The sequence below is a fragment of the Mycobacterium asiaticum genome, assembly GCF_001668675.1.
Lineage (GTDB): Bacteria > Actinomycetota > Actinomycetes > Mycobacteriales > Mycobacteriaceae > Mycobacterium > Mycobacterium asiaticum_D.
Genome location: NZ_LZKQ01000287.1, coordinates 1 through 25,489, shown reverse-complemented (window position 1 = coordinate 25,489; position 25,489 = coordinate 1). Strand labels below are relative to the sequence as shown.

The 25,489-nt window shown below is 65.8% G+C and carries 23 protein-coding genes; 6 read left to right on the top strand and 17 right to left on the bottom strand.

The annotated features are described in order from the left end of the window. Positions 1-6: 6 nt before the first annotated feature. A complete protein-coding gene (locus A9X01_RS23995) occupies positions 7-1,080 on the top strand; it encodes a sulfate/molybdate ABC transporter ATP-binding protein (RefSeq protein WP_065123119.1) in 1,074 nt (357 codons plus the stop codon). 16 nt (positions 1,081-1,096) lie between these two features. Here the strand turns inward: A9X01_RS23995 and A9X01_RS23990 are convergent, their stop codons facing one another. The 5 genes from A9X01_RS23990 to A9X01_RS32095 form a co-directional block, all read right to left on the bottom strand. Then, a complete protein-coding gene (locus tag A9X01_RS23990; protein ID WP_065123118.1) occupies positions 1,097-1,330 on the bottom strand; it encodes a DUF6480 family protein in 234 nt (77 codons plus the stop codon). Between the two features lie 67 nt (positions 1,331-1,397). Then, positions 1,398-2,129: a sirohydrochlorin chelatase gene (locus A9X01_RS23985; RefSeq protein WP_065123117.1), complete on the bottom strand. Its 732-nt coding sequence runs from the start codon at positions 2,127-2,129 to the stop codon at positions 1,398-1,400. Then, positions 2,108-2,848, bottom strand: coding sequence for a phosphoadenylyl-sulfate reductase (locus A9X01_RS23980; RefSeq protein WP_065123116.1), 741 nt, complete (start codon positions 2,846-2,848; stop codon positions 2,108-2,110). The genes A9X01_RS23985 and A9X01_RS23980 overlap by 22 nt, the downstream gene beginning before the upstream one ends. Further along, positions 2,845-4,515 (bottom strand): nitrite/sulfite reductase, encoded by a 1,671-nt coding sequence (locus A9X01_RS23975; RefSeq protein WP_065123115.1) that lies wholly within the window; start codon positions 4,513-4,515, stop codon positions 2,845-2,847. The genes A9X01_RS23980 and A9X01_RS23975 overlap by 4 nt, the downstream gene beginning before the upstream one ends. Before the next feature lie 109 nt (positions 4,516-4,624). Continuing rightward, positions 4,625-4,726 (bottom strand): Ms4527A family Cys-rich leader peptide, encoded by a 102-nt coding sequence (locus tag A9X01_RS32095; protein ID WP_366663724.1) that lies wholly within the window; start codon positions 4,724-4,726, stop codon positions 4,625-4,627. Positions 4,727-4,877: 151 nt separating this feature from the next. Between A9X01_RS32095 and hemW the strand changes: the two genes are divergently transcribed. Next, positions 4,878-6,050 carry a radical SAM family heme chaperone HemW gene (gene hemW / locus A9X01_RS23970; RefSeq protein WP_065123114.1) on the top strand — a complete coding sequence of 391 codons (1,173 nt, stop codon included), beginning with the start codon at positions 4,878-4,880 and terminating at the stop codon, positions 6,048-6,050. 8 nt (positions 6,051-6,058) lie between these two features. On the opposite strand, the gene A9X01_RS23965 is transcribed toward hemW, so the two are convergent. The 3 genes from A9X01_RS23965 to A9X01_RS23960 all read right to left on the bottom strand — a co-directional run bounded on the left by A9X01_RS23965 (position 6,059) and on the right by A9X01_RS23960 (position 7,790). After that, positions 6,059-7,285, bottom strand: coding sequence for a sodium-dependent bicarbonate transport family permease (locus A9X01_RS23965; RefSeq protein WP_065123113.1), 1,227 nt, complete (start codon positions 7,283-7,285; stop codon positions 6,059-6,061). Beyond that, positions 7,275-7,454 carry a hypothetical protein gene (locus A9X01_RS30180; protein WP_155772247.1) on the bottom strand — a complete coding sequence of 60 codons (180 nt, stop codon included), beginning with the start codon at positions 7,452-7,454 and terminating at the stop codon, positions 7,275-7,277. Before A9X01_RS30180 ends, A9X01_RS23965 begins: the two co-directional genes overlap by 11 nt. 126 nt (positions 7,455-7,580) lie before the next feature. Then, the gene (locus A9X01_RS23960; protein WP_065123112.1) at positions 7,581-7,790 is read right to left on the bottom strand and encodes a hypothetical protein; all 210 of its coding nucleotides are present in this window, start codon (positions 7,788-7,790) and stop codon (positions 7,581-7,583) included. Between the two features lie 224 nt (positions 7,791-8,014). On the opposite strand from A9X01_RS23960, the gene A9X01_RS23955 reads away from it, so the two are divergent. Next, a complete protein-coding gene (locus A9X01_RS23955; protein ID WP_436405300.1) occupies positions 8,015-9,379 on the top strand; it encodes a salicylate synthase in 1,365 nt (454 codons plus the stop codon). 3 nt (positions 9,380-9,382) lie between these two features. Here A9X01_RS23955 and A9X01_RS23950 read toward each other — a convergent pair whose 3' ends face one another. From A9X01_RS23950 to A9X01_RS23935, 4 genes are read right to left on the bottom strand one after another with little or no spacing between them, the layout of a single operon-like run. Further along, complete coding sequence (locus A9X01_RS23950; RefSeq protein WP_065123110.1) at positions 9,383-10,324, bottom strand: MerR family transcriptional regulator; 942 nt, start codon at positions 10,322-10,324, stop codon at positions 9,383-9,385. A gap of 13 nt (positions 10,325-10,337) precedes the next feature. After that, the gene (locus A9X01_RS23945) at positions 10,338-11,831 is read right to left on the bottom strand and encodes a flavin-containing monooxygenase (RefSeq protein WP_065123109.1); all 1,494 of its coding nucleotides are present in this window, start codon (positions 11,829-11,831) and stop codon (positions 10,338-10,340) included. Beyond that, positions 11,828-12,748, bottom strand: a complete 921-nt coding sequence (locus tag A9X01_RS23940) for a ferritin family protein (protein WP_065123108.1) — start codon at positions 12,746-12,748, stop codon at positions 11,828-11,830. Before A9X01_RS23940 ends, A9X01_RS23945 begins: the two co-directional genes overlap by 4 nt. Positions 12,749-12,786: 38 nt before the next feature. Next, on the bottom strand, positions 12,787-13,644 hold the full coding sequence (locus A9X01_RS23935) for an SDR family NAD(P)-dependent oxidoreductase (protein WP_065123107.1): 858 nt from the start codon (positions 13,642-13,644) through the stop codon (positions 12,787-12,789). Between the two features lie 300 nt (positions 13,645-13,944). Here A9X01_RS23935 and A9X01_RS23930 point away from each other — a divergent pair, with 300 nt between their 5' ends. Beyond that, on the top strand, positions 13,945-14,889 hold the full coding sequence (locus tag A9X01_RS23930; protein ID WP_065123106.1) for a serine/threonine-protein kinase: 945 nt from the start codon (positions 13,945-13,947) through the stop codon (positions 14,887-14,889). A 198-nt stretch (positions 14,890-15,087) separates the two neighbouring features. Here A9X01_RS23930 and A9X01_RS23925 read toward each other — a convergent pair whose 3' ends face one another. From A9X01_RS23925 to A9X01_RS23910, 4 genes are all read right to left on the bottom strand, one after another. After that, positions 15,088-17,931 (bottom strand): MMPL/RND family transporter, encoded by a 2,844-nt coding sequence (locus A9X01_RS23925; RefSeq protein ID WP_065123105.1) that lies wholly within the window; start codon positions 17,929-17,931, stop codon positions 15,088-15,090. Further along, positions 17,928-18,371 carry an MmpS family transport accessory protein gene (locus A9X01_RS23920; protein WP_081282594.1) on the bottom strand — a complete coding sequence of 148 codons (444 nt, stop codon included), beginning with the start codon at positions 18,369-18,371 and terminating at the stop codon, positions 17,928-17,930. Before A9X01_RS23920 ends, A9X01_RS23925 begins: the two co-directional genes overlap by 4 nt. A 4-nt stretch (positions 18,372-18,375) precedes the next feature. Continuing rightward, positions 18,376-18,807, bottom strand: a complete 432-nt coding sequence (locus A9X01_RS23915; RefSeq protein WP_065123103.1) for a hypothetical protein — start codon at positions 18,805-18,807, stop codon at positions 18,376-18,378. 156 nt (positions 18,808-18,963) lie between these two features. Continuing rightward, complete coding sequence (locus tag A9X01_RS23910) at positions 18,964-20,547, bottom strand: (2,3-dihydroxybenzoyl)adenylate synthase (RefSeq protein WP_065123102.1); 1,584 nt, start codon at positions 20,545-20,547, stop codon at positions 18,964-18,966. Between the two features lie 233 nt (positions 20,548-20,780). Between A9X01_RS23910 and mbtG the strand changes: the two genes are divergently transcribed. Together mbtG and A9X01_RS23900 are read left to right on the top strand one after the other, a co-directional pair. Continuing rightward, on the top strand, positions 20,781-22,067 hold the full coding sequence (gene mbtG / locus A9X01_RS23905; protein WP_065123101.1) for an NADPH-dependent L-lysine N(6)-monooxygenase MbtG: 1,287 nt from the start codon (positions 20,781-20,783) through the stop codon (positions 22,065-22,067). After that, positions 22,048-22,263: an MbtH family protein gene (locus A9X01_RS23900; protein ID WP_065123100.1), complete on the top strand. Its 216-nt coding sequence runs from the start codon at positions 22,048-22,050 to the stop codon at positions 22,261-22,263. Before mbtG ends, A9X01_RS23900 begins: the two co-directional genes overlap by 20 nt. A gap of 13 nt (positions 22,264-22,276) precedes the next feature. Here the strand turns inward: A9X01_RS23900 and nbtC are convergent, their stop codons facing one another. Next, positions 22,277-25,354: a nocobactin polyketide synthase NbtC gene (gene nbtC, locus A9X01_RS23895; protein WP_065123099.1), complete on the bottom strand. Its 3,078-nt coding sequence runs from the start codon at positions 25,352-25,354 to the stop codon at positions 22,277-22,279. Positions 25,355-25,489: the final 135 nt, after the last annotated feature.

The window sequence follows — 25,489 nt, the reverse complement described above, 5'->3', positions numbered from 1 at the left end:
GCAACGATGGCAAACACAGCCGGTCAAGGCAGTCACGCAATCGTCGTGCGCGACGCGTACAAGGAATACGGCGACTTCGTCGCGTTGGACCACGTGGATTTCGTGGTGCCGAACGGTTCGCTGACGGCACTGCTGGGCCCCAGCGGCTCGGGCAAGTCGACGTTGCTGCGCACCATCGCCGGCCTCGACGAGCCCGACTCGGGAACCGTGACGATCAACGGTCGCGACGTCACCCGGGTGCCGCCGCAGCGGCGCGGCATCGGGTTCGTCTTCCAGCACTATGCGGCGTTCAAGCACCTGACCGTGCGGAACAATGTCGCCTACGGTCTGAAAATCCGCAAGCGTCCCAAGGCCGAGATCAAGGAGAAAGTCGATCATCTGCTGGAAGTGGTGGGCCTGAGCGGTTTTCAGAACCGGTATCCCAACCAGCTCTCGGGTGGTCAGCGGCAGCGGATGGCGCTGGCCAGGGCGCTGGCGGTGGACCCGCAGGTGCTGCTGCTCGACGAGCCGTTCGGTGCGCTGGACGCCAAGGTCCGCGAGGATCTGCGGGCGTGGTTGCGCCGCCTGCATGACGAGGTGCACGTCACCACCGTGCTGGTCACCCACGACCAGGCCGAGGCGCTGGATGTGGCCGACCGGATCGCCGTGCTCAACAAGGGCCGTATCGAGCAAGTCGGTTCTCCGACCGAGGTTTACGACACGCCCGCCAATGCCTTCGTGATGTCCTTCCTCGGCGCGGTGTCCGCGCTGAACGGCGCCCTGGTGCGTCCCCACGACATCCGGGTGGGCCGGCGGCCAGACATGGCGGTGGCCGGCGGCGACGGGACCGCCGAGTCGATCGGTGTGGTGAAGGCAACGGTCGACCGGGTGGTGGCGCTGGGCTTCGAGGTTCGGGTCGAAATGACCGCCGCGCCGTCGGGCAGCCCGTTCACCGCGCAGATCACCCGGGGTGACGCCGAGGCGCTGGCATTGAAGGACGGTGACACCGTCTATGTGCGTGCCACCAGGGTGCCGTCGATCGCGGACAACACGCTTTCCCCCGATGACGACGAGGATCGGTCCGAGTTGACGCCTGCCTGAGCGCAGGCTCGGTCGCTCACCAACGCGCGACGAGTCCCACGGCCACGGCCACAAACAACGCGACAAAGATGGCGACCATGACGATGCTCGCGATCGCGAGCGGGGTGAGTCGTCGGTTCGGTATCGGCTGAGACTCCGAGACGCCGGACGTTTGTGCGGAGTCTGGCGGGGTGGATCCCGGCGCGACACCCCCGCCTGGTTCCAGGCCAGGGGTTTTCGACGGCTCGGGGTCCGGCGGCAGTGCGGTCATAGGGATAGGGGATACCCCGTCGCGGGTGGGTTACACAGTTTGAACTGGGCCCGGACCGTTGCCGTTGCTAGGCAGCGATGCGTGCGCCGGCGGCCCGATCGAAACGGGCCAGCACCGTCTCGGCCACCAACCGGTGCGCACCCAGCGGTGCCGCCATCGCCAGGCCGGCATCCCGGGCGAACCGCTCCACCCGGTCCGGGATGCGTCCAGGGGCGAGGAACCAGGGCGCGATGACCACCCGGCGCGCGCCCATGTGTCGCAACCGCTGCACCGACTCAGCCAGTGAGGGTTCCGGGTGGGTCGCGAAAGCCGTTGCCGCAGCGGCCCATCGAGTACCGGCCAACAGTCTGGGTGCCACCTCGGCGGTTTGGGCGTTGGCGACCGGGTCGGAGGATCCGATCGCCACCACCAGCACACCAATCCGGTTGTCGCGCCGGGAAACCCGCAGCTCCGTCACCCGCTGGCGTAGCACCGACACCAGTCGGTCATCCTCGCCGAGCACGTCGGCCTGCAGCACGCGATCGGCGGCGCCGCAGCCGGCGATCTGGCCCGGGATATCGACGCGCGCATGGTAGGCGTTCGCCAGCAGCAGCGGAGCGACGACCGCGCGGTCCGGGCAGTCGCGCAGCACGTCGACCAGACCCGGAGAATTGTGCTCGCAGAACGCAACTCGCACATCCAGACCCGGTCGCAGGCGCGCCACCTCGTGGCCGATGGCGCGGGCGTTCGCCGCCGACCGCGGGTCCGCACTGCCGTGCGCAACCAAAACCACAGGGGTCACGACGCGTGCAACCCGCATTCGGTCTTGGCCAGGCCCTGCCAGCGTCCGCTGCGCGGGTCGGCGCCCTCGATCGGCTTGGCCGTGCATGGGGCGCAGCCGATCGACGGATAGCCTTCGTGGACAAGAGGATTGACCAACACGTCGTGCTTGGCGATGTAATCGTCCATGTCCTGGTCGGACCAGGCTGCCAGCGGGTTGATCTTCACCAGCTTGAACGCCTCGTCGAAGCCGATCAGCGGAGCGTTGGCGCGGGTGGGCGCATCCACCCGGCGCAGCCCGGTGACCCACGCCGAATACCCGCGCAACGCCTTGCCGAGCGGGAGAACCTTGCGCAGCCGGCAGCATTCGCCGGGGTCGCGGGCGAACAGGTCCTTGCCCAGCAACTTGTCCTGCTCGGCCACCGAGTGTTCCGGGGTGACGTTGACGACCCGGATGTCGTAGACGGATTCGATCGCGTCCCGGGTCCCGATGGTTTCGACGAAGTGGTAACCGGTGTCCAGGAACATCACCGGCACTCCGGGGCGCACCTTGGCGGCGAGGTCCACCAGCACGGCGTCCTGCATGTTGGACGCCACCACGTAGTTGCAGGTGGCCCATCCGCGCGGGCCGTTGATGTTGCCGAAGTGCCGCTCCGTCCACTGCAGCAACTCGGTGGCGTCGGCCCCCTCGAGCTCGGCGGCCCCGCGCGCCGCCAACTCGCGCAGCTCCTCTTCGGTCAGTCTTGGCGCCTCCGTCATCTCAGGTCGTCCTCCTCAGCCCGAATTGCCCACTGCGCGAAGCGTTCCCCTTCGTTGCGGTGCTTGATGAAGTTGCGCGTCACCCGGTCGATATAGTCGCCCAGCTCCTCGCTGGTGACCTTGTGCTGGCGCAGCTTGCGGCCGAACCCGCTGTCCAGGCCCAGGCTGCCGCCCAGGTGCACCTGGAAGCCCTCGACCGACCCGCCGTTGCCGTCGTCGACCATCTGGCCCTTGAACCCGATGTCGGCGACCTGAATTCGCGCACAGGAATTGGGGCAGCCGTTGATGTTGATGGTGATCGGCACATCCAGCTCGGCGTTGATGTCCTCCAGCCGGCTCTCCAGCTCAGGCACCAGCGACTGCGACCGCACCCGGGTGTCGGCGAACGACAACTTGCAGAACTCGATTCCGGTGCAGGCCATCAAGTTTCGCCGCCAGTGCGACGGCCGGGTCTGCAGGCCGAGCGCTTCCAGGCCGGCGATGGTCTCGTCCAGCTTGTCGTCGGGCACGTCGAGGATCACCAGCTTCTGATACGGAGTGAACCGGATCCGGTCCGAACCCGCCCGCTCGGCCAGCTCGGCGACGGCGGTGAGGATGCTGCCCGATACCCGCCCGGCGATGGGGGAGGCGCCGACGGCGTTGAGCCCGTTCTTGGTGCGCTGCACGCCGACGTGGTCGATCGGGTGTGTCGTCGGTGTCGGCGCCGGTCCGTCGATCAACGGGCGCTTGAGGTACTCGGTTTCCAGGACTTCGCGGAACTTCTGGATGCCCCAGTCCTTGATCAGGAACTTCAGCCGCGCCTTGGCCCGCAGTCGGCGGTAGCCGTAGTCACGGAAGATCGAGGTCACCGCGGCCCAGACCTCCGGCACCTCGTTCAGCGGCACCCAGACACCGACCCGCTGGGCCAGCATCGGGTTGGTCGACAGACCGCCGCCGACCCACAGGTCCAGGCCCGGGCCGTGCTCGGGGTGGTTGACGCCGATGAACGCGATGTCGTTGATCTCGTGGGCGACGTCCTGCAGGCCCGAGATGGCGGTCTTGTACTTGCGGGGCAGGTCGGCGAAATCCGGCTTGCCGATGTAGTTGCGGACGATCTCATCGATCGCCCAGGTCGGGTCGAGCACCTCGTCGAGCGATTCACCGGCCAGCGGGGAACCCAGAATCACGCGTGGGCAGTCACCGCACGCCTCGGCGGTCTGCAGGCCGACCGCATCCAGCCGGCGCCAGATCTCGGGGACGTTCTCGACCTCGATCCAGTGGTACTGGACGTTCTCCCGGTCGGAGATGTCCGCCGTGTCTCGGGCGAACTCGGTGGAAATCTCGCCCAGCGTGCGCAGCGCGGCCGTCGAGATGGCGCCGCCGTCGCAGCGCACCCGCATCATGAAGTATCGGGCCTCGAGCATGTCCATGTTGTCGTCGCCCGTGAACGAGCCGTCATAGCCCTGCTCGCGCTGCGTGTACAAGCCCCACCAGCGGAACCGACCACGCAGGTCGCTCTTGTCGATGCTGTCGAACCCGTTCTTGGCGTAGATGTTCTCGATGCGCTCCCGCACCTCGAGCGGCGCGCCGGCCTGCTTCATCTCCTCGTTGCCGTTGAGCGGCTCGCGATTCCCCAGCGCCCACTGCCCCTCGTTGCGGGGCGCCTTTGCGGGGCGTGCTGTGGTCATTGCGGATCTCCTTCGCAAACAAACTGGGCTGGATCCCGCGCAGCTCACCGATGGTCCCGGCGGCGCAGATCCGGCAGCCAGAAGTAGGTGGTGGGCTGGGTCTACGACATCAAGGCAGACAGCAACAGCTGCAAACGCGCTTGAGGTCGATGTGCCGCCGGGCCACCAGCGCTACACGCAGGCTCGAATTCGCGACGGTCACGGCTGCCATTCTGCCATGGATCGGGCTCACCGTTGCTACCAGGTCAAATTTCGTCTCACGGTGATTAAAACTACTTGGCAAAGCTGGGTAGCTAGGTAAACAAAACCGGGAACGACCTGGGAAAACTGCCCAATGGGGGGCGGCGTGCCAAGATTTGGCCATGGCACCTGTTCAGGCAGCGGTAGACCTGCCGGCGATGCGTCCGATTCCCGGTCGGCCGTTCGGCCTCTACGTGCACGTTCCGTTCTGCATCACCCGCTGCGGATACTGCGACTTCAACACCTACACCCCGGCCGAGCTGGGCGGCGTCAACCCGGACGCCTGGCTGGACGCGTTGCGCACCGAACTCGAGCTGGCGAGCACGCGCCTGGACGGGCCGACGCTGGACACCGTGTTTGTCGGGGGCGGCACGCCGTCCCTGCTGGGCGGGGCACGGCTGGCCACCCTGCTCGACATGGTGCGCGAGCACTTCGAGCTGGCGCCCCAGGCCGAGATCACCACCGAGGCCAACCCCGAATCGACCTGGCCGGAGTTCTTTGAGGCGATCCGGTCGGCCGGCTACACCCGCGTGTCACTGGGCATGCAATCGGTGGTCCCGCACGTGCTGGGCGTGCTGGACCGTGTGCACACCCCGAACCGGTCCGCGGGCGGCGCCCGCGAGGCCCTCGAGCTGGGGTTCGAGCACGTCAGCCTGGACCTGATCTACGGCACCCCCGGTGAAACCGACGACGACCTGCTGCGCTCGGTGGACACGGCGATCGAGACCGGCGTCGACCACGTGTCCGCGTACGCGCTCGTGGTCGAGGAGGGCACCGCGCTGGCGCGGCGGGTCCGTCGCGGCGAGCTGTCCGCACCGGACAACGACGTGCTGGCCCGCCGTTACGAACTGGTCGACGAACGCCTGCACGCGGCCGGTCTGAGCTGGTACGAGGTGTCCAACTGGTCGCGGCCCGGCGGCGAGTGCCGCCATAATCTCGGCTACTGGAACGGCGGCCAGTGGTGGGGCGCCGGGCCGGGGGCGCACGGGTACATCGGCGCCACCAGATGGTGGAACGTCAAGCACCCCAACGCCTATGCGGATCTGTTGGCCGCCGCGGCCCTGCCGGTGTCCGGCTACGAGGAACTCGAAACCGACGCGCTGCACACCGAGGAGGTGATGCTGCAGATCCGGCTACGCCAGGGGCTACCGATCGGGCTGCTGGACGCCACCGAACGCGAGCGCGCCGATGTGGCGGTCGCCGACGGGTTGCTGGTCGCCCGGGACGATGCGCTGGTGCTCACCGACCGCGGGCGCCTGCTCGCCGATGCTGTTGTGCGAATGTTGTTGGACTAGACGCCGTTTCAGGTCGTATGGAACCACTGCCCGACAATGCGGGCGATCTCGATGTAGAGCGGGATGCCGATGGTGACGTTGTAGGAGAACGTCAACCCCAGTGACGCCGCCAACGGCAGCGTCGGGCTGGCTTCGGGGATCGCGAGTCGATGCACTGCCGGCACGGCGATGTAGGACGCCGCTCCGCACAGCACCGCGAACAGCACATACGTTCCCGGCTTGAAGTCGGCGTTGGTGAGGGCCGCATAGCTGTGCGCCACGACGATGCCAAGTGTGGCAAACAGATTCGGCGCCAGCAGGCCGAAGAAGATGAAGCCCTTGCCCGCTGATCGCAGGTCACGCAACTTGCGGGAGGCGGTCATGCCCATTTCGAGCAGGAACAGCGCCAGCACACCCTGGAAGGCGGTGACGAAGAAGGTGTCGTCGTCGTGCACCACCTTCTCGCCCTGCAGTCCACTTACCAGGCCGATGACGATGCCGCCTACCAGCAGGCACAGCCCCGGGTTGAGAAAGACTTCCTGCAGCAGTTCACGGGAGAACAGCGACGGCTTCTTGGCCGGATCCCGCGTTTCGTCAGCATCCCAGTCGCCGTCCTCCCGCTTCTCCAGGGACAACTCCTGCTCGATTTCGCGGTGCCGGCTTTCCACGCTCTGGCCCTCGGCCGGACGAGCGACCGTGCCGGGCCCGATGCTGACCCGGGCGCGGGTGTAGCCGGGCTCGTCGGGCATGTTTCCCGCCTCGTCCATGCCCCGGTGCCGTAGCCGGGCGACCAGGTACAGCGCCACCAGGCAACCCGGAATCTCCATGATGGCCAACATGACCGGCATGTAAGCGTTGAAGGCGATGCCGATGCTGGTGAGCACGGCGACGCAGGTGGCGAAGGTGCCGGCCGAGTCTGACCCGTAGTAACCGGCGACCGTGGCCCGGTCGACGCGTCGCATCCGGCTGAGATAACGCAACAGGTAGTAGGCGATGCCGCCGATGAGGAAGTTCAGCAGGAAGCCCACCACCATGAAACCGACGATGACGGTGATGCTGGACGGCTTGATCTTCGCGAGTTCCTCGCCCCCGTGCCAGCCGATCGCCAGCAGCAGGTACATGGTCAGGCCTTGGTAGATCACGTAGGGAAACTCGAACCGCACCTTCAGGATCGGGATCAAGAAGCCGAAGTAGAAGAACAGCAGTAGTGGCTTGAACAGGTTGTGCGTAAAGTTTTCCCAGAACTCATGCAGCACCTGGCACCTCCCTGGCTTGTGCGGCGATTGAGGAAGTACTGACCGTCCAGGCTTTTTTCAAGGCGACCACGAACATCCCAGATAACGCTGAGAATTTAGCCTGCGCTTTTGGTGAGCCGCCACTCGGAATTTCGGTGGAAACGGCGATTTCCTGCGATTTTTCCAGCACGTAGACGCAGCGAAACGCCCCCGTAACGGGCCAAAATCCGAATAATGCTGGCTAAAGCGTTTTCGCGGCTATAAGTGTGGATTGGGTACTAATCAGCTGTTAAGTCGCTGGGAGATTTGTGTCGTGTCAGCGAATTGAAGAAAGGCGGGACGGCGCGACACCGATGTCCTTCTTCCGATGCGTGACCGAGCGCCATCCGGCCGGCGAGTAGTGGGTGGTGGTTTCTTCGAAACCGTCGATGGTGCGGACGGTGAGCACACCGGTCTCGTGGTTGATCGAAAGGTTCTCCGAGTCGCCCTTTATCTCCTCGCCGTCGGTCGTCCGGATGATGAACATGGACTGGTCCTCCCCCTGCCGTGCTGTCTCGACTGTTGCGTCCCCGGTTCGGTCGGATCGTAGAAGCGGGCGGGGATCCCGGCCCGTCGGGCGGGCGGCTTTTAGGTAAACGCCTCGAAAACGTTCGGGGACTGCCGGTGAACGGTGCCTGCGGCCTCGGTGTTGGGCCAGATCGCGAGGGGGCCGCGCGCCCCGGCGTAGGTTAGGCTACATTTACTTCTGTGATGGAGGCCGGGGTGGAGACGAGTTCTGTCAGCACTGCGTCACTGAACCTGCCTCTGCCCGCCGGCATCGCCCCTGCCGACCTGGCGGCCGAGCTTGCGGCCGTCTTGGTCGAGCCGGCCGGCGAGGAATATCTGCTCTACGAATACGACGGGCAATGGACGCTGGCCATGGGCGTGCAGGCCATGGTGGAACTCGACAGTGACGAACTGCGAGTCACTCGCGATGGCGTCACCCGTCGTCAGCAGTGGTCGGGGCGGCCCGCCGCGGTCCTGGGCGAAGCCGTCGACCGGTTGTTGCTGGAGACGGACCGGGCTTTCGGCTGGGTCGCCTTCGAATTCGGCGTGTACCGCTACGGACTGCAGCGACGGCTGTCCCCGCACACGCCGCTGGCGCGAGTCTTCTGGGCCCGCAGCTGTGTGTCGATCACCGGAGACGAGGTTCGCCTCTCCGGTGCCGTGACGCGCGAGCGGGACGCGGTGCAGCGGCTACTCAACGACGGGATTCGTCAGCTGCCGCAGCCCCGCGCGGTGGATCTTTGCGTCGACCCGTCTCGTTACCGCGATCGGGTCGCCACCGCCGTCGGTGAGATCGTCAAGGGCAGCTACCACAAGGTGATCCTGTCGCGTTCGGTCGAAGTGCCCTTCCCGCTTGACTTTCCGTCCAGCTACCGACTGGGCCGTCGGCACAACACACCGGTGCGGTCGTTCCTGCTCAGACTCGGCGGTATCCGGGCGCTGGGCTACAGTCCCGAGTTGGTCACCGCCGTCCGCTCCGACGGATTGGTGGTCACCGAGCCGCTGGCCGGAACCCGAGCGCTGGGACGCGGCGCCGTCCACGACCGGGCGGCCCGCGACGATCTGGAATCGAATCCCAAAGAAATTGTGGAACATGCAATCTCGGTGCGTACCTCGCTGCAGGAGATCGCCGAGATCGCCGAGCCGGGCACGGCCGCTGTCGTCGACTTCATGGCGGTGCGCGAGCGCGGCAGCGTGCAGCACCTCGGTTCAACGATCACCGGACGGCTGGACCCGTCGAGCGACCGGATGGACGCGCTGGAGGCGCTCTTCCCGGCGGTCACCGCGTCGGGCATCCCCAAAGCCGACGGTGTGGAAGCCATCCTGCGGCTCGACGAGGGGCCACGCGGACTGTATTCCGGTGCGGTGGTGATGTTCTCCGCCGATGGTGGCCTCGACGCGGCGCTGACGCTGCGGGCGGCCTACGAACGCGACGGCCGCACCTGGCTGCGGGCCGGTGCCGGCATCATCGAAGCCTCGGACGCCGAGCGGGAATTCGAGGAGACCTGCGAAAAGCTATCCACCCTGGCCCCGTATTTGGTTGAGCGGCAACAGGACAGCGGCGGCTAGCCGCTATTGCGCCGGTTGCGGGGCGGCATCCGATCCCGCCGCTTTCTCGAGATATTCCGACAGGAGCCGGCTGACCAACGACTCGATCGTCGACTCGATCGATGACGCCAACGTGGCGGTGACCGTGGCGACCGCCTGGGTACGGAACCGGACCAGCATGGTGATCAGCTCGGCCACCTCGGCGTCCGCGGGCAGCGCTTCACCGGGTTTGATGCGGTCCGCGACGTGTTCGAAGCCCGCGCGCACCAGCAAGTCGCTGATCTCGTCGATCTTGGGCAGGATCTGCTCGTGCAGGTCGATCAGCTTGTCGGTGCCGACGCCGTAGCCCCGGACCTCGTTGAAGGCTTCGATGAGTTTGGGCCGGGTAACGGTCGCCCGGTCACCTTCGAGGCGAATCACCCGCAGTTCCACGAGACGGTCGAAGGCGCGTTGGCTGTCGACGAGCCGGCGGGCTTCGTCCACCGACATGGTCTGCGGCTTTTCGGTGGCCCAACTGCCCACGATGGCGGTCTCCAGTCCCAGAACGTCGCCCAGGTTCTTTCCTTCCTCCCAGGCGCCGAGCATCTCCCGAACGTGGGCGATGTTGTAACCACGGTCGAGCATCGAGGTGATCAGGCGCAGCCGGGTCAGATGGGTGTCGTTGAACAATGCGGTCCGTCCGACGCGCAGGGGCGGCGGCAGCAGGCCGCGGTCGCGGTAGACGCGGATGTTGCGGGTGGTGGTACCGGCCAGCCGGGCCAATTCTTCGATGCGGTACTCGCCGGACGCGGCCGCGCCGTGCGGCTGGCGTACCGCGGCGTCGAACAGCTGGGTCACCGCCGTCTCGACGAACTCGCGCGACTGGCGCCGGACGCGTTGCGGCGCGCGGCGCACGTTGTGCAACACGCTGGCGATCGTGCCGGGATCGGGTCTCGACGATCGGTCGAGTGGTCGTTCGACTGCCAAGGCGTACCGCCCGTCAGGCCGTCGCGGCGACGCGGTCGCGGGCGACTGCGGTGTAGTGCCGGAAGCGGAAATCACGCATCTGGCGAAGATACTGCGTCGCGGTGCCCGGGTACATCGATGCGTTGAAACCATCTTTGGTGAGGTACCAGCTGCGGCAACCGGACATCCAGGTCGTCCTGGTCAGCCGGCGCTGGATGTTCTCGTTGTGTCGCCGCTGCACATCTGCCCGCACATCCAGGTATCTAAGGTCCTTGTCCAAGATGGTGGTGATGCCGCGGACCGCATAGTCGAGTTGACCCTCGATGTAGACCAGCAGCGAGTTGTGGCCGGGCCCGGAATTGGGGCCGGTCATGAAGAAGAGGTTCGGGTAACCGTGCGCGTTGATGCTCTTGTACGCCTGACCACCGCCAGCCCAATCGTCGGCCAGTGACCGGCCACCCAATCCGGTGATCGGAAAGGGTGGCCCGGTCAGGTGCACGTCGTATCCGGTGGCGAACACGATGCAGTCGAGGTGGTGTTCGATGCCGTCGCTGGTCCGAATGCCCGCCGGGCTCAAAGTGGCGATCGGCCAGTCGATCAGCTTGCAGTTATCGCGCTGTAGCGCGGGGTAGTAGTCGCTGGATACCAGCATGCGTTTGCAGCCGGGCGTGAAGTCCGGGGTGAGCTGACGGCGCAGCCAGGGATCTTTCACCTGCGCCCGGATGTGCGCCTGGCCGAGCCGGGCAACCAGGGAGGTGAGGGGCGTGTTCCACACCATCGCCGTCGCGGTCGCTTCGTGTCCCCAGAACAGCAGCTGCCGGGTGAACTGTTGGGCGGCAGGCACTTTGGTGAACAACGCCTGTACCGGCGGTGGGGTGGCCACGTCCAGCCGGGGCAGCACCCAGCCGGGGGTGCGCTGGAAGACCTTGACGAATCCGGCCTGCTTCACCAGTTCCGGGATGATCTGGATTGCGCTGGCGCCGGTGCCGATGACCGCGACCCGCTTGCCGGTGAAGTCGTAATCGGAATCCCAACGTGCGCTGTGGATTTTGTGGCCGCGGTAACTGTCCAACCCGCGGATGTCGGGCAGGCTGGCGTCGGAGAGCGGACCGGACGCCAGGATGACGGTGCGGGCACGGAAGTGGTTGTGATCGCTGGTCTGCGCGGTCCAGACCCCGTCCTGCTCGTCGAAGGTCAGTCCGGTGACCTGGTAGCCGAACCGGATATGTTGGCGGATGCCGAATCTCGTTGCCATGTCTTCGATGTGCTGGCAGATCTCTGGCGCGGGGGAGTAGGTGCGTGACCACCGTGGGTTCTTGACGAACGAGAAGGAGTAGAGCAGCGACGGGATGTCGCAGCTGGCGCCCGGGTACCGGGTGTCTCGCCATGTTCCACCCACCCGATCGCCGCGCTCGAGGACGACGATGTCGGTGACGCCGGCTTCGGCCAGTCGGATGGCGGCGCCGAGCCCGGTGAAGCCGGCTCCGACGATGAGGGCGGCGTAGGTGTGGTCCTCGGGCATGGTCATGCCGCCGGTTCGTGGGTGAGTTCCCGGAACCAGGTGGGCACCGGTTTGAGCAGTGGGCGGGGATAGCGCTCGGATAGCCAGACCATGGAATTGGCCAGCAGGTGGTAAGGGTGGCGTGGATTGACCACCATCGCGGCGTGCCGCTTCAGGACGCGGTAGGCCGGCACTCGGGGGGTCCGCTCGCCGCGCTCACCGAGTTGCTTGAATCGCTTGACCGCGTTGTAGAGCCGCTCGGCATCCATGCCCATGCCGGCCATCTCGTTGCGAATGCGATTCAGCAGCGGCACATACATCAACGCGCCGATGATCAGGCCCGGCGTCGCGACCGTGCCCACGAACTCGATGGCCAGCCGGCGCGCGGTGGCGTTGCCGATCATGTCGAGGACCGCGAAATCGACTGCTATATGTCTGGATTCGTCGTTGTTGATCTTTTCGAAGACTTCGTGACAAACCGGGTCCGTGACGGAGTCCAGCAAGAACTTCAGCAGTGCCCCGTCCAGGGCCACCTCCAGCATCGGGATGACCGTCCCCAACACCGACAGTGGCATGTCGTCGGCGTAGGTGTCGAGCCAGTCGATCGCCAACCGGATGTTGACGTTGGGCTCCGGCAATTCCCCGTCGTCGAGCATGCCCCACCGCTTCATCAGGGCCAGCTCGGCGTTGGCGTGACGTTGCTCTTCGGCGTGGAAGTACCGGTAAATCTCGGCGATCGTCGGGTTGGGCGCCTTCTTGGCCAGGGCCGCGAAGCCGCGGGCGCCGATGTTCTCGATCCAGCACAGATCGGCCATGAAAGCTTTGAGTTTCGGCCGGAATTCGGGCCGGATCGTGTCGGCGCCCGGGGCGTCCCAGTCGATATCGGCCAGCGCCCACTGTCGGTCCTTGATCTTGGCGAGCATGGCTTCCATTTCGATGGCCACCAGGCGCTCCTTTCTAATCTTTTGAAACGGCCCGGAGATTAGGTATTTCCCACCCGGGATGCGAGGCCGACTGCGCGGGTAAAGGTGCCCGGCGCCAAACGCTTGATGTTCCAACCGATCTTGGCTTCAAGCTGCGGCATGCAATACAACTCGCCCCGATCATGGGCGTCCAGGCAGGTGCGTGCGACCTTGTCCGCCGAACGTCCGATCCAGCGCATGAACCGCTCGCCCATCTCACCGTATTCGGTACTGATGTGACCGGCCTCGACGATGTTGGTCCTGACAAAGGTTGGGCACAAAGCGGTGACCTCGACTCTGCTGCCGGACAATTCGGCGGCGAGCGTCTCCGACAACGACAGGACGCCGGCCTTGCTGACGTTGTAGGCGGCCATGCCGGGAGCCGCGCCGTACGCCGCTGCCGAAGCGACATTGATGATGCCTCTCGGCGCGGGCAGGCGCGGGGCGTCGCGCAGGATGGGAGCGAACACGTGGCAGCCGTGGATGGCCCCCCACAGGTTCACGTTGAGGATCCACGCCCAATCGTCGATCGGCGTTTCGCCGATTGCGGCACCGGCCACCGCTACGCCGGCGTTGTTGACCACCAGCGTGGGCGGTGCGCCGAACCAGGTCTGCGCCTGTTCGGCCAGCGCCACCACATCGTCGAATCGGGATACGTCGCAGTGGATTACCTTGGCGTCGGCGCCGCTTTTGGTGATCGCTTCGGCGGTCTCCCGGGCCTTCGCGTCGTCGATGTCACTGCAGACGACCGCGCCTCCACGGCGGGCCAGTTCGAGGGCGAAGGCGGCACCGATCCCGCTGCCGGCGCCGGTGACGACTGCCAGGGCATCGTGGCTTGTCGCCGACCGGCCGAGCACTTTGCCCAAGGGCCCGAACACTTTTCAGCCCGCCATTCCGGTGGCGGGCCCGGTGCTCGGCCGTCGTCGCACTGAAGTTGCCAGCCGAACGCCGTCCTTCATCAATGCAGTCAATACCAAATGGTGACATTAGTCAATGGCAACGTTGAGCGCGGCGCAGCCCAAACCGGTAGCGCAAGCACTTCGGCAGCGGTAGCCTCCATGCCGTGAGGGGGCCGTGAAGGGGCCGTGACCACACCGACGTGCTGCGCAGTCTGCGGTTGCCCGGGCAACCGCGGCGGCCGTCTGCAGTCGGTCCGCTTCGCCGATCATGAATCTGCGGTGAACGGTGATCTCGCGTCGTTTTGTCTCGCGGACTACGAAAGCGCGGTGCAGTTGCGCGGACTCGCACAGACCGACGCCCTCGCTCGGCTCAAGGACGAGTTCGACCATGGCGGCGATGCGTCCTGCCGAGTGGGATCGCGGTTCGGCCCGTTCCGTCTGCTGCGGCTGCTGGGCCGCGGGCAGCTCGCGCGAGTGTATGAAGCCGAGCACACGATCACGGGCGCAATAGTCGCCGTAAAGGTCGTCCTGCCTTGGCATTGCGCGGATCGGTCTTTCCGCCTGCGGATGTCGCGAAATCTTCCACCCATCGCGCGGGTCCAACTGGCGGAACCGCACTTGGGACCCATCTATGAATGGGGCGAGACCGACGAACGGTGCTACATCGTCATGCCAGTGATCGACGGTATGGATCTTGGGCGGGTGCTCGTCCGCCATATGCGGTTGCCGCCGGCAAAGGCGGTCGGATTGGTGAGCCAGATCGCCACGGCGCTCGACGCGCTGCATTCGCAGGACTGGATGCATCGAAATGTCAGCCCCGGCAACATATTTCTCGGTCGCGACCATGCGGTTCTGCTGGCGGGGTTACGGTACCTCGCCAGCGGGGCCGTGGAGGATGCGCATCCGTTGCAATACGCCTATTCGGCCCCCGAGACGCTGTCCGGTGACGCGACGACGTTTCGGTCCGACATCTACGCGCTGACTTGTGTCTTCTACGAGTGCTTGACGGGGCATCCGCCATATCCGTGCAACAGCCTGGCAACGGTCCTTGGCGGCCACCTCCGACAACCCGTCCCGCGTCTGGGCGCAGATATCCCGGCTCTCAACAGCTTTGACGGGGTCATCGCGCGGGGGATGGCAAAGGAGCCCAAGCGGCGTTTCGCCACCGCCGGTGCCCTCGCGCTCGCCGCGCGTCAGGCTTTGGCGACGGCCGGACCAACCTGAGAGATTATTTATCAACGGGTTTGGGCATCGAATAGCTCAGGCCTGTTGCGCGCGAACCTCGCGCCAAGAGCAGTATTCCACCGTTGGCCGATCACCCATGGGTCCACCACCTTTCGGGAATTCGAGTGATTATCGTCGCTTCTCCGTTTGCACACCAGACCGATCTTTGGTGCGACGCGAACTCGAAATCCCGGGGTGTCAGCTGGATACGGCCGCCGGAGCCGCCGCCGGTCGGTGCCGGAGCGGACGTTGCCGCACGAACGTCGGCCACCAGAACCACGGCCCGAGGATCCGCAGGATGCACGGCACCACGAACGAGCGCACGATCAGCGTGTCGAGTAGCAGGCCGATGCACACTGTGGAACCGACCTGGCCGATCGTTCGCAGATCGCTGGTCAGCATGGCCAGCATGGTGAATGCGAACACCAGACCGGCGGATGTCACCACACCGCCGGTGCTGCCGAGCGCCCGGATCAGACCGGTGTTGATACCGGCGTGGATCTCCTCCTTCACCCTGGCGATCAACAGCAGGTTGTAGTCCGAACCCACCGCCACCAGGATGATGAACGTCAGCGGCAGCACCAACCAGTGCAGGTGCAGGCCGATGAGGTGTTGCCATACCAGCACCGACAATCCGAACGCCCCCGCATAAGAGAATGCGACGGTGCCTGGAATCACCAAGGCGGCCACCAGACTTCGCGTCAGGAACATCATGATCAGGAAGATGAGTACGAAGGCCGCGATCGCCGCGATCAGCAGATCGGACATCACGTATTCCTTGATATCTCGGTCGTTCGATCCAGAGCCGCCGATGTAAACCCTCGCGCCGGCCAGCGAAGTCTCCTTCAGCACCGTGGTGATGGCGTCGGGGAAGGCTTCGACATGTTCCACGCCTTCGGGGCCCATGGCGTCGCCTTCGTGGGTCAGGATGAACCGTGCGGCCTTGCCGTCCGGTGACATCAGCAGTGAGATACCGACTTTGACGTCTTCGTTCTCGAAACCCTCTCTGGGGATGTAGAAGAAGTCGTCGCTGCGGGACCGGTCGAAATCGAGGCCGACGTTGATCATGTCGTCAAAGGTCTGGTCGGTCTGGATGGACTGCAGATCGGCGGATCCGTAGGTGTTGACCAGCAGTGCCTGCAGCGCCATGGTGTCGTCCCGCATGATCTTCATCTGGGTGATCATCTGCGGCAGCAGCCGGTCGATCACCTCGAGCGAACCGACCGCGTCCTTGATGTCCTCAGCCATCTTGTCGATGCCGTCCAGCGCGTCGAACAGTGACCTGAACGCCCAGCACACCGGGATGTCGAAACAGTGTTTCTCCCAATAGAAGTAGCTACGGATCGGGCGGAAGAAGTCGTCGAGATTAGACAGCTCCTCGTCCAGCTCCATGGTGACCCGCTGCATGTCCTCCATGGTGAGCACCGTCTGGTGCATTTCGTCCGACATATGCTGGAACAACCCGATCAATCGATCCAGTACCTCGACGGTGTTCGCCTGAATCTTCGCCTGCTGATCGGTGTTGGCGTTCTGCTCCCTGTTGAACGGAAGTTGCTGCCCGTTGCCGCTGCCCTGCGTGGTGAACAGATACGGCAGGGTGGCATGTTCCAGCGCTCGACCCAGCGGCCGGGTGATGCTCTGCACCATCGCCACACCGTGCAATCGGATGAGCGCCTTGGCAACTCGGTCCAGCGAGATGAAATCAGCGGAGTTGCGCATGTCATGGTCCGTCTCGACCATCAACATCTCGGAGAACAGTTTGCTTTTGGGGAAGTGCCGATCGGCCGCGGCGAAGCCCACGTTGGCCGGGGCGTCGGCCGGCTGATATTGGCGGTCGTCGTAGTTCACCCGATACGTCGGCACGAACACCGCGCCGAACAACACCACCGCGGCACTTGCCGCCAGGATCGGTACCGGCCACCGCACCACGCTTGCACCGATGCGCCGGTAAAGATGCGCCTTCGCTTGTTGTTTCGGATCGAACAGCCCGAACAGGCTGCCCACGGTCAGCAGCGCCGGACCAAGCGTCAGCGCCGCAGCGATGGTGAACAGCATGGTGACGCCGACCGCCGGCCCCATGGTGTGGAAGTAATTGAGCCGCGCCAACGTCAGGCAGTAACAGGCTCCGGCGATGGTCAGGCCCGAGCCGATGATGATCGGCGCCACACCGCGATACGCCGTATAGAAGGCGTCCTCCCTGCTCTCGCCGGCCAGGCGCGCTTCGTGGTACCGACCCATCAAAAAGATGCCGTAATCGGTTCCGGCGCCCAGGGTCAGCGCGATCACGATGTTCACCGCGAAAGACGACAGCTCGATATAGCCCATATGGCCGAGGGTCGCGACTATTCCCTTGGCGACGAGCATCTCGATCAGGACTCCGGCCAACGGCACCAAAAGCGTGCTCAACGACCGATAAACCAGCAGCAGCATCGCGATGATCAAGAAAATCGTCACGATGGTGACGTTGTTCAGGCTCGCGTTGGCAATCGACAGGGTGTCGGATGCGAGCGGCGCCGCGCCGCTGACGTAAACCTTCAGCCCGGGCGGGGGCGTGTCCTTCTTGACGATGTCCCGAACGGCTTGGACCGACTCGTTCGCCTGGATCTGACCGATATCGCCGGCGAGGCGCAGCAGCACGTAAGTGGCTTTGCCGTCGACACTTTGCGCCCCCGCCGACGTGATCGGTTTGCCCCACAGGTCCATCACGTATTGGACGTGCTTCGGGTCCCGCTTCAACCGGCGCATCAGATCGTCGTAGTACCGGTGGTCCTGATCACCCAGTGGCCGGTCGGCTTCGAACACCACCATAGTCAGGCTGGTCGAGTTCGACTCCCGAAATTTCTCCCCGATGTGCAGCATGGACCGCTGCGAAGGTGCGTAGTGCGGGATCATCGGGCCCGCGAGTTCCTCTGCGACCCTTTCCACTTGAGGCATGAAGGTGTTCGTCGTCACGGCGATGAGTGCCCAGAAGACGATGATCGGTATGGCCAGAGCGCGTACCGTCCTGGCGACGAAGGGTCGTCTCGCGCGATGCTCGCTCATGCCGATTTCACCCGGCAGATGACATCGGCGTTCTCATGCGTGGTGGACTGCTCGTCGCGGACAACGCCGTTGACCAATATCCGGCAACCGAGCTGGCCGCCCCGGCTGTGCGCCGAGACGCTGCCCGATACCACGGTGAGTGTGGTGGTCTCGGTGTGTGACCACGGCAAGGTCGCGAAGTCGATTTGATGTGGATGCCCGTCGACATCGACGTACACCAGCTTTCCGCCGTCGCCGGACGACCCGAACAACTCGTAGGTGAGCCGTTTGGGCGTGGTCTGTTCGGGTGCCTGCTGGCTGTTGACGGTGACGACCGGCGCGGGCTCCGAGAATTGATGAACCTTCCAGATGCACAATCCGCCGACTCCGATCGCGATGACGGCGACCAGCGGCATCCACCCTCGGGCCAGGGCGGTCCGGCCTACGGAACGACGACTCATCGAATCAACTCCCGGCCTTCTTGAGGCGTCGTTTCAGCTTGGCGCTGCTCAGCATCCGAAGGGCCAGGTTGGTGGAGGCCAGTATCGGGATCAGGCCCAGAAAAGTCCGCTCCGAGGGCCTCGCACCGTGCAGGTGCTCCAGGCTGCCGAACACATAGAAGCAGCCCAGCAGGAACATCATGCCGGGGATGGAAAGGGCCAGCAGGGAGCCGCGGTTGGTGACGACCTGCTTGGCGTACTCCCGTTCGTCCTGCGACATGGGCTCGCGGTGCCGCAATTTCTGCACCACCACTCGTGCTCTGCCCGGTTCTTCGCTGAGCGGAGTGGTCGGTTGCTTACTGAGCCGCCTGACATAGGCGGCGGCAAAGCACGCTGCTATCAGCATCAGCACCAGCGAAACGACGGCCAGGGAACCGTACAACCCCGTACCTGTCATTGCCCAGCTCTTCCACTCCGCCGTTGAATTTAGAGAACACTACCGTCTGTTATTGCGACAACTCAAGTGGTGTGCGAGCAACGGGCAACCAGCGGCCGTCGGGACAGGGCAGTGGCGCAGGAACGAAGGAGCGCGGGTTGCTGCGGCGGTTGCGGTCTACCGCGCGGCGAGCTGCGCGACGATCGCCTTCTTGTCGATCTTTCCGATCGGCGTCGTGGGCAATGTCGACAGCGTGACCAGCTGGTCGATTCGGGCATGGGTGGCGACGCCGCGACCGTCGAGATGGGCGTTCAGCTCCGCAAGTGTTGCCGGCGGTCCACCGAAAACGACAGCGGCACAGACTCTTTCACCCAGATCGGGATCGGGCAGCGGCACCGCTGCCACCGACCAGACCGCCGGATGGGTCAGCAGCTGGTCCTCGATGTCCTGGGCGCCGATCGTTTCGCCGCACCGGCATATGACATCCTTGACGCGTCCGGTGACCACCAGGTACCCGTCTTCGCGCAGCCGCACCAGGTCGCCACTGCGGTAGTAGCCGTCGGAATCAAAGCTACGTTCGTTGTCGTGCGGGGCACGGAAGTAGCCATTGAGGGTGTATGGCCCCCGTACCAGTAATTCGCCTTCACCCCCGGGCGCGAGGGGTGCGCCGTCGGCGTCGACCACCCGCACTTCGTCGCCCGGGCTCAGCGGTCGGCCCTGGGTGTGGTCGAGCAGGTCCGGCGGATCGCCGAGTCGGGTGAAGTTCAGCAGCCCTTCCGCCATGCCGAACACCTGTTGGAGTCCCGGGGTCAGGGCTTCCCGCACCGCACGGGCATCTTCGGGTTCCAGCTTGGATCCGCCAACCTGCAACAGCCGCAACGACTTCGGTGTCACAGGCTCCCAATCGCAGGCCTGCGCCCACAATTTCGCCAATGCCGGCACCAACGCGGTGACGGTGACGCCGGTGCGCTCGATCGTGGCGAATGCCGACTCCGGGCTCGGGTCGTCGGTGAACACGACGGTGGCGCCGACACTGAGCGCCCCCAGCAGGCCCGGGCACGCCAGCGGAAAATTATGCGCGGCCGGCAACGCCACCAGGTACACGTCGGAGCTGGTCAAGTCGCACAGTTGCGCGCTTGCGGTGGCGTTGTAGACGTAGTCGTCGTGCGTGCGCGGGATCAGCTTGGGCAGTCCCGTGGTGCCGCCGGACACCAGCAGCAGCGCGGGGGCAGACGGGTCGATCACCACCTCGGGAGCGCTACCAACCGGCAAGTCCGGCCAGGCCAGGAACGGGCCGGGGTCGCCGTCGACGACGACGTGCCGTAACTGCGGATGCGCCGCGGCGAGTTGCTCGGCCATCGGTCGGTAGTCAAAACCGGCCGCGGAATCGGCGATGATCAGCGCCACCGCGTCGCTGACCTCGGCGAAGTGGGTGAGCTCCGCCAGCCGGTGTCCCGGCAGGCACATGACGGGGATGGCGCCGGCCCGCAGCAAACCGAACAGCGCCACGGCGAACCGGCAGGAGTTCGGCAGCTGCAGCAGCACGCGTTCGCCGGGCGCGACCGGCAGGGCGGCGAACCCCGCCGCGGCCCGGTCGGCGAGACGGTCGAGGTCGGCATAGCTGAGGGTGCTGTGGGCATCCCGCACGGCGGGCCGGTCGGGCCAGTGTGCGGCCGCCTGACGCAGGATCGAGTCCAGGGGGCGCCCGGTCCAGTAGCCCGCCGCACGGTATGCCGCGGCTCGATCGGCGGGAAAGGGCATGAACCCAGTCGGCGACGCCCCCGACGGGCCAGAGGTAACAGGCACTCGATAGCTCCCTCGGGGCGAGCGTGTGTGCCCCGCGAATATAGGGTAGCGTACAGAAAAGTTAGGGCAGCCTGAGCTAAGCAGACGGAGGTGGGGGACGTGGGCGACGCATCATTCACCGGCTTGCCGGCGAATCGGGCGCGCCCCTGCCGCGTACCGAATGGCCCCTGGCGGGCGGGTGCGGCCCTGTGAGTGAGACCCTCGCCATCATCGGTGCCGGCGCAAAGGCGGTGGCAGTGGCCGCGAAAGCCGCGGTGCTGCGGGAGATGGGTATCGAGACGCCCGAGGTGCTGGCGATCGAACGGTCGTCGGTGGCGGCGAACTGGATTGCCGGCGGCGGCTGGACGGACGGCCGGCAGCGGCTGGGCACCAGCCCCGAAAAAGACATCGGCTTCCCGTACCGATCGGCGCTGGTGCCGGGTCGCAACGCCGAGATCGACGAACGGATGATGCGCTGGAGCTGGCAGGCCTACCTGGTCGCCACGGACCAGTTCGTCGGCTGGGTCGACCGGGGCAGGCCGGCGCCGACACATGACACCTGGGCTCGGTATCTGCGCTGGGTCGCAGACATGGTGGGGCTGAAAGTCGTTCGCGGCGAACTGATTCAGATGTCGGTGCGCGGCTCGCGCTGGAACCTGCACACCCGTGACACACAGCTGTCCGCGGACACGGTGATGATCACCGGGCCGGGCCAGCCGCAGCGCTCTATCCTTTCCGGCGACCCGCGCATGCTGTCGATCGCCCAGTTCTGGGAGCGCACGGCGTCCCATGATCGGATCGTCGCCGAGACGGTGGCGGTGATCGGCGGCGGCGAGACGGCCGCCTCGATGCTCAATGAGCTCTTCCACCACCGGGTTTCGACGATCACCGCGATCTCGCCGCAAGCTACCTTGTTCACCCGCGGTGAGGGGTTCTTCGAGAATTCGCTGTTCTCCGATCCCACGCACTGGCGGACGTTGACGCTGGCGGAACGGCGTGACTGCATCGCCCGCACCGACCGGGGGGTCTTCTCCGCGCGGGTGCAGGAGTTGCTTCTCGCCGACGAGCGGATCAAGCACCTGCGCGGCCGCGTCGCACACGTCGCCGATCGTCATGAGCGAATCTGGATCACCCTGCAAACCGACCAGTGCGGCGAACGGCTGGAGAGCGTGCACGATTTCGACCTGGTCATCGACGGGTCGGGGGCAGACCCGTTGTGGTTCCTGCCGCTGCTGAGCCAGGATGCGGTGGACCTGCTGGAGCTGGGGTTGGGTGGACCGCTGACGGGTGAACGGCTCGAGGAGTCGATCGGCCCCGATTTGGCGGTCGAAGGCGTCACCCCGAAGCTGATGTTGCCCAACCTGTCTGGGCTCAACGAGGGACCGGGCTTCCCGAACCTGAGTTGCCTGGGTCTGTTGTCCGATCGGGTCCTAGGCGGCGAGGCTGCCGTTCACGCCGGGCCGCGCGGGAGAAGCGGTGAATATCAATCCGTTTGACGACGACAGCGGGACGTTTTTCGCCTTGGTCAACGAGGAAGATCAACACAGTCTGTGGCCGGCGTCCGTCGCGGTGCCGGCGGGCTGGCGGACGGTGTTCGGCGCGGACACCCGAGCGAATTGCCTGAGTTACATCGAGCGGCATTGGGCCGACCTGCGACCCAGAAGTCTGAAAGAGGCGACGAACGCCGGCTGAGGAACGCGGAAAACTAGGCGTTCAGCTTGGCTAGCACGTCCGCGATCGATGCTCCGCCCAACAGGTCGGCGACCTCGAGATCGTGATTGAACTCCTGCTTGACCCGGCGCCGTAACTCCAACGCTTGCAACGAGTCCAGCCCGATCGCGACCATGGGGACACTGGTGTCGATCGTCTCGGCGCTGTCGAGGCCGATGGCTTGGGCCAGCAGGTCCACGAACCGCTGCGACGGGCCGGTTTCGGCGGCGGGAGGCTGCACCCGGGGTTCGGCGGCGCGCGGCGGCGCCGAGTCCAGCGCGGCCAACAGGGACTGACGACCGCAGGTCTGCAGCACCGATCGCGCCCGCTCCAGGTCGAACGCCGCGACGATCACGTTCTCGCCGAACCGCGCCGTGCCCACGGCAAGCGCGTCCGCGGGACGCATCGGCACGACCCCAAGGCCGGCCAGCATCGCCGCACCGGACCGGTCCAGATGCACGTCCCAATGCCCCCACTGCACGGAAATGCACTGCGCACCGGTGGATCTGACCTGGTGTGCCAACGCGTCGAGCATGCGGTTTCCGGCGGCGTAGAGCGCCAACCCACGACCCCCGACGGTCGCGGACACCGACGAGCACAGCAAGACGCGGCTATTGGACGTTCGCGGATAGCTGTCCAGCACTCCGGCGATGCCGACCACCTTGGCCCGCAACGCCGCATCGACCTTGTCGGCGGTGATGTCTTCCAGCTCGACACCTGAATACTCGACTGCGGCATGGATTATCAGGTCTGCGGGCGGACCCTGGTGGGCCAGTTCTTGTATGGCGGACGAGTCACTCAGATCGCAGGCGACGAACCGGATATCGGTCCGGGTGGCCGACCGGATGTGCTGCACCCGCGCGGCAGCCGCGGCGCTCTCACCTGACCGGTTGACGAGGGTGATCCGCTTCGCACCGCGGTGGGCGTAGTGCTCGCAGAATTCCAGCCCCAATTTGCCGGTCCCGCCGATGATCAGGACGTGTCCGGCGGCGGCGATATCGGATTCGGTTGTGGGGAAGTCTGTTTCGATCGCACGCTTGGCGTACAGCCCGCCCTCGCGTATCGCTAGCTCTGACTCGTCGGCGGTGTGCAGCGCCGCCACGATGGCCGGTGCGGTCGCGCTCGCTGATGCGCCGGATGCCGACGGCAGGTCGAGGTGCCGGAACCGGATGCCCGGGTATTTCGCTCCGACACTGCGGAAGCCGGCACTCGTCCCGGCATGCACCAGGTCCGGTGGGGCGTCACCGGCAACCACGGCCTCACCGGCCACGGTCACCAGCCAGAAGTCGGTGACCCCCGCTGCGACGCCCGGCCACCAGGTGCGCTCGGAGAAAAAGGCCGCCACCTGGGCTGCCGCTGCCGTGGCGTCGAGGTGTTGCGATTGCGGCATCAGGACCATGAGTGTGTCCAAACCGTCTGCCGCTGCAGCGGTCTCGGCGTTTACCAGCTGCGCGGTGGCGCCGACGGCGCCGGCGGCAACGCCGAGCGCATCGGCCAGCTCGGCGCACTCGCCGGTGTGGTCGATGACACCGATCGTCCGTGGCGGCACCAGTGAGCGTCGGGACGGGCGCATCCATTGTTCGGTCAGCAGGCGCGGCGTGGTCCTGTCGCTTTCGGGGACGGCCGCCTTGGCCGCTGCGGCGACGGTGGGTGTCCTTCCGGGAATGCGCGAGATGCCCTGTTCGTAGGGCATCCACAGCTTGGCGTCGTTGAAGACGGTGTTCGGGAAGTCGACCAGCGGCAGCGGGGGAGGGCCGTCGAGTTCGGTGCCGAGGCCGTCCCACGGGAAGGCCAGGTCATGCAACGCCAGTCGCATCAGGTTGCGGGTGAACTCGTCGAGATCGCCGGCAGTGCGCAGCGAGGTGCCGACGACCAGCGGCGGGCTTTCGTCCTCGACGCCGCTGTCGGCTGCCACGTTTTCCTGAATGGCCAAGTGCAAGGTGGGGTGCTCGGCCAGCTCGACGAAGGTGTCCACACCCGACGTGGTCGCCGCTGCGATGGCCTTGTCGAAGCGGACGGTGTTGCGCAGGTTCCAGAACCAGTACTGGTCCACCGGCAGATCCGGGGTGATGGCGGCTCCGAGAGTGGCGCCGACGCAGTCGATGTCGGCGTCGAGGAATTTCGGATTCTCCAGTTCGCGCTGGGTGGCGGCGCGTAGCTTGTCGTTGAGCTCGTTGATCACGCTGGTGTGCGCGGGATAGCGCACCCGGATGACTCGCGCGAAGATGCCGCGCTCGGTGCAGCTGTCGACGATGCTCTGCACCGCGTCCTGGTCGCCCGAAATGCCGGTCAGGTTCGGCGAATTGACCACCGAGAGCTCCGCCCAGCCGCAAGCGCGGGCGAGCAGGTCCTCACACGTCTCCCGGTCGGTGGCGATGACGGCCATCGCGTAGGCGTCGGCGACGAACTCGTCGGCGGCGCGCGAGCGGATCGAGACGACCCGGACCGCGTCGTCCAGGGTGATCAATCCGGACAGATATGCCGCCGCGATTTCGCCCTGGCTGTGTCCGATGGTGGACCGCGGCGCGACGCCGAAGGACCGCCACATGGCGGCCAGGCCGGCCATCTGGGTGAACAGGGCCGGCTGGACGGTACCGGCGTCGTCGTCAGCGGTAAATCCTTCGTCGAGAAGGTATTTCAGCGGTGACTGCCCCGTGTACGCCTCGAAGGCCGCTGCGCAATTCTCGACTTCGGTCCGAAACGCCGGCACGGATTCATAGAAGATCCGGCCCATGCCCGGTCGCTGACTGCCCTGCCCCGGAAAGACGAATCCGACATTGCGCGGAGTGGCCGCTGCCCCCGAGCGCAGCACCAGGGGATGGTCGAGGCCCTGGGCTATCGCACGCAGCGCGCTCAACAAGTCGCCCCGGTCGGACACCGTGGCCAGCGCGCGGTGTTTACGAGCGATCCGGGTACGGAACAGCATATCCGCGATCGCCTGCGGTGAAATGTCCGAATGTGTTGTGGCGTAGGAAAGTAGCGCGGCGGCTTCGCGTGGCAGCAGTTCGGCGGCGTCGGCGCTCAGCAGGACGGGAGTCGAGCCATTCGGGAGCCGGTAGCTAAGAGGCGTCACGTTCTCACTCTCGGAAACTCAAGCGCTTGCGGGCATCGCGACGATCGCGTGCGCATTGGCGCCGCCGGCGCCGAACGAGGACGCGGCACCGTACCGGACCCCGTTCTTGGGCTGCCACTCGTGCAGCTTGGTCGC